The sequence below is a fragment of the Cryobacterium sp. TMT2-10 genome (assembly GCF_004403075.1).
Taxonomy (GTDB): domain Bacteria; phylum Actinomycetota; class Actinomycetes; order Actinomycetales; family Microbacteriaceae; genus Cryobacterium; species Cryobacterium shii.
Genome location: NZ_SOGW01000033.1, coordinates 1 through 5,772, shown reverse-complemented (window position 1 = coordinate 5,772; position 5,772 = coordinate 1). Strand labels below are relative to the sequence as shown.

Below are 5,772 nucleotides of genomic sequence, written 5' to 3'. Positions count from 1 at the left end.
GTTTCTTTCCTTGACAGTCAGAAACCTAGACAGGAAGCGGCGTGCGGCCGTTAAGGCGCTCCGAAAGACCCACAGATGCAGCAGGAGAGCCGAGATTTTCACGAAAACGGATGCTGCCGGCCGGTTTCCGGCTCCGGGCAGCACAATCTCCGTCGAATTCGTCAGGGCACGCAGCCCGGAGCCCGGAGCCCGCCCCCACGCAGGCGCGGGGCTCGCGGCCCGCACCGGCACCGCGCCGTCAGGCCGCGTCGCTCGTTTCGAATGGCCGCTGCCGATACTCGACCGGCTGTGCACCGTACCCGTCGAGCCTCGCCCGCAGCCCGGCTCGCACCCGGGGCCACTCGCTGTCGAGGATCGAGAACACCACGGTGTCCCGCCAGCTGCCGTCCGCCCGGCGCCGCTCACGGCGAACGATCCCCTCATACGTGGCGCCGACGCCCGCGACGGCCGCGCAGGACCGCACGTTCATCACATCAGCCTGGATCTTCACCCGCCCGAAACCGTGGTCGAAGGCCAGCCCGAGCAGCAGCAGCTTCGTTTCCGCGTTGACGGCGGTGCCCCAGACCCGGGGATTATAGGCGGTCCATCCCAGGTGGGCCGACTCGTTCGCCAGGTGCAGGTCGCCGAGCGTGGACATGCCCACAAGGTCACCGTCGTGCGCACCACCCAGCAGGCGCACCGCGTAGGGCAGCCCTGCCCACTGCACGTAGGCATCCGCCCAGCCGGCGAACTCGCCGAGGCCGGCCCGCAATCCACCCGGTCCGCCGCCGAATCCGCCCTCAAAGACGAGCGGATGCGCGATCGCGTCACGCAGCTCCGGCAGCAGCGCTCGGGTGAGGGGTTCGAGCCGCACGAAGTGGCCCACGATGGCGATGCTCTGAGGTCGTTCGGCAGTCATTCCGACACTGTGGCAGCGCCAGGTTGCCGCCGAATGAACGGCAGCAGTCAGATCGTCGCGAACGAATTCGACGGAGATTTTCACGAAAACGGATGCCTCGGGCCGTTTCCCGGCTCCGGGCAGCAAAATCTCCGTCGAATTCGTCAGGGGCCGGGCTGCGGTCGGTGCGGCTTTCCCGGGCACTCGACCCGCCCGCCGCGCGCCCGAAACCGCAGGCCCGCCGCGCGGCCGAAACCGCACTGGCCGCACCGGCCGCGGAGAGCACCCCTGGCAACGACAGTGGCCGTTCCGGTCGAGAGTGACCGCCGGAGCGGGCACTCTCGACCGGAACGGCCACAGAAGCGAACGGAAAAGCACAGAAGGGAACGGGAAGCGCTCGGGACAAGTACGAACTACATCAGTCGACGAGATCGTGCCGCGAGATGATCGCGTCTCGACCCGGTCCGACGCCGATCGCCGAGATGCGCGCGCCGCTCATCCCTTCGAGGGCGAGCACGTAGGCCTGCGCGTTCCGCGGCAGGTCTTCGAAGGTGCGCGCGCCGGTGATGTCCTCGGTCCAGCCGGGGAAGTTCTCGAAGATGGGCTTCGCGTGGTGGAAGTCCGACTGCGACACGGGCACCTCGTCGAAACGCACGCCGTCGACGCTGTAGGCGACGCAGACCGGGATGACGTCGAGACCGGTGAGCACGTCCAGCTTGGTCAGGACGAAGTCGGTCACCCCGTTGATGCGGGCGGTGTAGCGGGCGACGGGGGCGTCGTACCAGCCGCAGCGGCGCGGGCGACCGGTGGTGGTGCCGAACTCGAAGCCGTTGGCGCGCAGGAACTCGCCGGACTCGTCGAACAGCTCGGTCGGGAACGGGCCGGCGCCGACGCGGGTCGTGTAGGCCTTGACGACGGCGATGATCCGGTCGATCCGGTTCGGGCCGATGCCCGATCCGGTGACCGCGCCGCCGGAGGTCGCGTTCGAGGAGGTGACGAACGGGTAGGTGCCGTGGTCGACATCCAGCATCGTGGCCTGGCCGCCCTCGAACAGCACGGTCTTGCCCTCGGTGAGGGCCTCGTGCAGCAGCAGCGCTGTGTCGGCGACCATCGGGCGCAGCCGCTCGGCGTAGCTGAGCAGGTCTTCCACGATCTCGTCGACCGAGATCGCGCGGCGGTTGTAGACCTTGACCAGCAGGTGGTTCTTCTGGGCGAGGGCGCCCTCGACCTTCTGGCGCAGGATGTTCTCGTCGAACAGGTCCTGCACGCGGATGCCGACGCGGTTGATCTTGTCGGCATAGGTGGGACCGATTCCGCGGCCGGTGGTGCCGATCTGGCGCTTGCCGAGGAAACGTTCGGTGACCTTGTCGACCGTGCGGTGGTACTGGGTGATAATGTGCGCGTTGGCGCTCACCTTGAGCCGGGACACGTCGACGCCGCGGGAGATCAGCGCGTCGAGCTCCTCGAAGAGCACCTCGATGTCGACGACCACGCCGTTGGCGATGATCGGGGTGACACCGGCGGTCAGGATGCCGGAGGGCAGCAGGTGCAGCGCGTACTTCTCGGTGCCGATGACGACGGTGTGGCCGGCATTGTTACCGCCGTTGAACTTCACCACGTAGTCGACGCGGCTGCCGAGGAGGTCGGTTGCCTTGCCCTTGCCCTCGTCGCCCCACTGGGCGCCGATCAGAACGATCGCTGGCATTTAGTTTTCTCCTCGGATAAAGAACGCCTCGGTGGGCGGGGCCGGGTCGGTGGCTCGGTAGCCGTCCGGCGTGATGGTCTGCTGGTCGATGCGGCTGATCGCGGTCGGATCGGAGTCGTTCAGGAAAATAGTCAGGCGGTCGAACTCGTCCTGCTCACCGATTTCGCCGGCGGCGCGGCGCAGCGCGTAGAGCGCGCGCAGCACACCGCGGTTGGGTTCGTGCGTCCAGCGCACCGGGCCGTGCCCGTGCCAGCCGGCCTTGCGCAGCGCGTCGAGGCCGCGGTGGTAGCCGACGCGGGCGTAGGCGTACGCCTCCAGCGTGCGACCTTCCAGGTGGGTGGCGTCCGCGAGCACGGCCCAGGCCAGGGAGGACTTCGGATGCTGCGCCACGACGCTTGCCAGCTCCTCGCCGGTGGTTCGCCGCAGAGCCTCGATCACCTCCGGTTCCGCGGGAAGAAGGGTCTCGGGCTGCTCAATCAAGTTGTCGCCGGTCACACTCGATCCTAACGCGGTGCGGGCCGATCCCCGCCGAGGAGCCCACCGGAGAGGGAGTCGAGGATCGCGGCGGCCACCTCGTCGCGGGGGCGTTCGGGCTCGAAGACCAGCCACTCGAGGCCGGCCATCAGCACCGCACCGAACACACTCGACGCCATCAGGCCGCACGTGCCGTGGTCTCTCGACTCCGGTTTCGCCTCGGCGATCGCCTCGACGAAGACCGTGAGGGCCTCGTGCCGCAGCGCGAACAGCGACTTCTGCCAGGTGCGGTCGGTGCGGAAGATCTCCGAGGCCATCAGCTTCGCCAGCGCAGGGTTGGATGCGATCCGGTCGAGCAGGGCCCCGACGAGCGCCTCGATGGCCGCCCGCCCCCGCAGGTCACCGCGGGCCGCCCGGAGGATCTCGGCGAGCGCACCGACCCCCTCCAGCAGCAGTTCCTCGAACAGTCGGTCCTTCGAGCTGAAGTTGTAGTACAGGCTGCCCTTGGCCACCCCCGCCCGCTCGGCGACCTCGTCCATCGTGGTGCCGCTGATGCCCTTGGTCGCGGCCAGTTCCAGCGTGGCGTCCAGGATGGCGCGCTTCGTTCCGGTGGCACGTGCCATGGGAGTTCCTTTCGCGATCGAGCCGACCAGCAGGAGCGCGAGAACGGCACCCGAGACCCACAGTCTAGAGTCGATGGCTCCGGTGCTCGGCTCGCGCAGACCGGTCACAGCCTGTGACGACGGGGTGATCCTCTCCCCCCGGGTTGCTTTTGTACTGACTAGTCAGTTAGCCTGAGGAACCTTCCCCCGAACACGAAGGCTCCAGCATGCGCGTCACCCTCAGCGAGGTCTCGAAGGGTCCGAACCGGGCCGCCCTCCCCCTCACCTCCCTCGAGTTCCACACCGGAACGGTCACACTGGCCCGGGCCGAGACGGAACGCCGCCCGACCGTGCTGGGCCTGATCGCCTCCGGCCGGATGCGCCCGGACTCCGGCACGGTCACCGTCGACGACCGCACCGATTACGGCGCGATCCGCAGCCTGGTCGCCCTCGTCGACGCCCCCGGCGTCTGCGAGCCGGCCGCGGACATCACGGTGGCCGAGGTCGTGGCCGAGGAGCTCATGTTCGCCGGGCGGATCGGCCACCGCCGTGCCGTGGCCCGGATGCTGGCCGCGTTCGGTCTGGCCGACGAGGCCCGCTCGAGCATGGCCGATCTGGAACCGGATGCGCGCATCCGTCTGCTGACCGAACTCGCCGTGCTGCGCGACGGGGTCGAGGGCCTCGTGATCTGCTCTCCCGACCGGCACGGCGGCGACCCGCTGGGCTGGTGGACGGTCACGAACGGGCTCAGCGCCCGCGGGTATGCCGTTCTCGTCATCGCCGGGGACGCGTCCGCGCACGCGATCGCGGCCCTCGACCCCGACCTGGTCGTGACGACCTCCGGCGAGGCCGTCTCCATCGTTCCGAGCGGGCCCGGCACTCCCGCCGCGAACCCCGCACTCACCCACGCCCACGCCGGAGCCGACGCCCGATGAAGATCCTCGCCATGGTCAGGGCCGAACTCGCCCGGCTGACCGCCACCGTGATGTCGCGCATCGCCCTGCTCGCCCTCCTGCTCGTGCCCGTGCTCTACGGCGGCCTCTACCTGTGGGCCAACCAGGACCCGTACGCCGACCTCGACCGCGTGCCGGTCGCCCTGATCGTCTCCGACACGGGCGCCCAGGTCGACGGCGCGGAGCACAATTACGGCCACGAGGTGGCCACCCAGCTGATCGACGACGGCACCTTCGGGTGGCACCAGGTCTCCGCCGCCGCCGGCAAAGCGGGCGTCGCCGACGCGACCTACGACTTCAGCGTCACCATCCCCCGGAACTTTTCCGAGTCGATCGCCTCGTCGGCCGGCGAGACCCCCACCCGGGCCACCATCAGGCTGACCACGAACGACACCAACAGTTACCTCGCCTCCACCATCGGCAGCCAGGCGGCGCAGACCATCCGCGAGGCCATCGTCGCCAAGGTCAACAAGGAGGCCGCCGACCGGCTCCTGATCGGCCTCTCCGACGTGCGCTCGAGCCTGGGCACGGCCGCCGACGGGGCCGGCAAGGTGACGGATGGCATCGCCTCCGCCGGCACCGGGAGCACCAGCCTCGCCGATGGCGCCGCGCAGCTCGCCACCGGAACCGGCACGCTCGCCACGGGCACGGGCCGGCTCGCCACCGCCACCGGCCAGGTCTTCGACGGGGCGAGCGCACTCGCGACCGGGATCGGCAGCCTCGCGACCGGCACGGGTCAGGTGGCCGCCGGCGCCGGCCAGGTCTCCGACGGAGCCGCCGGGCTCGCCAGCGGGCTCGACTCGCTGGCCACCGGAACCGGCCAGGTCGCCGACGGCAGCACCGCGGTCGCCGCGGGCACGGAGAAACTGGCGGACGGCTCCCCCGCGCTGGCCGCGGCCGCCGACCAGGCGGACTCGGTGCTCGCCGGCGCGGCCGGCTCCCTGGTCGACGCCCGCGACGCCATCCGAGCGCGACTCACGGATGACGGCCTCAGCGCCGCGCAGATCGATGCCGTGCTCGCCCAGCTCGACCCGGTCGACGGCGGACTCGCCACCGGCCGCGCCCTCACCACCGGCCTGAAAACCCAGCTCGACCCGCTCCCGGCCTCGAGCCGGACGCTCGCCGCCGGGGCGGCACAGACCGCCGCCGGGGCGACCGGCG

General features: G+C 70.2%; 6 protein-coding genes. 2 read left to right on the top strand and 4 right to left on the bottom strand.

The genetic code is table 11. From position 1 onward, the window contains the following. Window positions 1-238: 238 nt before the first annotated feature. The 4 genes from E3T37_RS03945 to E3T37_RS03930 form a co-directional block, all read right to left on the bottom strand. On the bottom strand, window positions 239-898 hold the full coding sequence (locus E3T37_RS03945) for a GNAT family N-acetyltransferase (RefSeq protein WP_134365540.1): 660 nt from the start codon (window positions 896-898) through the stop codon (window positions 239-241). Between the two features lie 397 nt (window positions 899-1,295). Further along, window positions 1,296-2,582, bottom strand: coding sequence for an adenylosuccinate synthase (locus tag E3T37_RS03940; protein WP_134365539.1), 1,287 nt, complete (start codon window positions 2,580-2,582; stop codon window positions 1,296-1,298). After that, window positions 2,583-3,077 carry a DUF3151 domain-containing protein gene (locus tag E3T37_RS03935; protein ID WP_134365538.1) on the bottom strand — a complete coding sequence of 165 codons (495 nt, stop codon included), beginning with the start codon at window positions 3,075-3,077 and terminating at the stop codon, window positions 2,583-2,585. 8 nt (window positions 3,078-3,085) lie between these two features. After that, window positions 3,086-3,679 (bottom strand): TetR/AcrR family transcriptional regulator, encoded by a 594-nt coding sequence (locus E3T37_RS03930; RefSeq protein WP_134365537.1) that lies wholly within the window; start codon window positions 3,677-3,679, stop codon window positions 3,086-3,088. A gap of 206 nt (window positions 3,680-3,885) precedes the next feature. On the opposite strand from E3T37_RS03930, the gene E3T37_RS03925 reads away from it, so the two are divergent. Beyond that, window positions 3,886-4,593 (top strand): hypothetical protein, encoded by a 708-nt coding sequence (locus E3T37_RS03925; protein ID WP_174776175.1) that lies wholly within the window; start codon window positions 3,886-3,888, stop codon window positions 4,591-4,593. Further along, window positions 4,590-5,772: YhgE/Pip family protein (locus E3T37_RS03920; RefSeq protein WP_194087842.1), on the top strand; the 1,183-nt coding region annotated here is incomplete at its 3' end. The genes E3T37_RS03925 and E3T37_RS03920, both read left to right, overlap by 4 nt.

Bases quoted from the DNA above. Each gene is read 5' to 3' on its own strand.
- E3T37_RS03940 (WP_134365539.1), bottom strand. From the start codon at position 2,582: ATGCCAGCGATCGTTCTGATCGGCGCCCAGTGGGGCGACGAGGGCAAG.
- E3T37_RS03930 (WP_134365537.1), bottom strand. From the start codon at position 3,679: ATGGCACGTGCCACCGGAACGAAGCGCGCCATCCTGGACGCCACGCTG.
- E3T37_RS03925 (WP_174776175.1), top strand. From the start codon at position 3,886: ATGCGCGTCACCCTCAGCGAGGTCTCGAAGGGTCCGAACCGGGCCGCC.
- E3T37_RS03945 (WP_134365540.1), bottom strand. From the start codon at position 898: ATGACTGCCGAACGACCTCAGAGCATCGCCATCGTGGGCCACTTCGTG.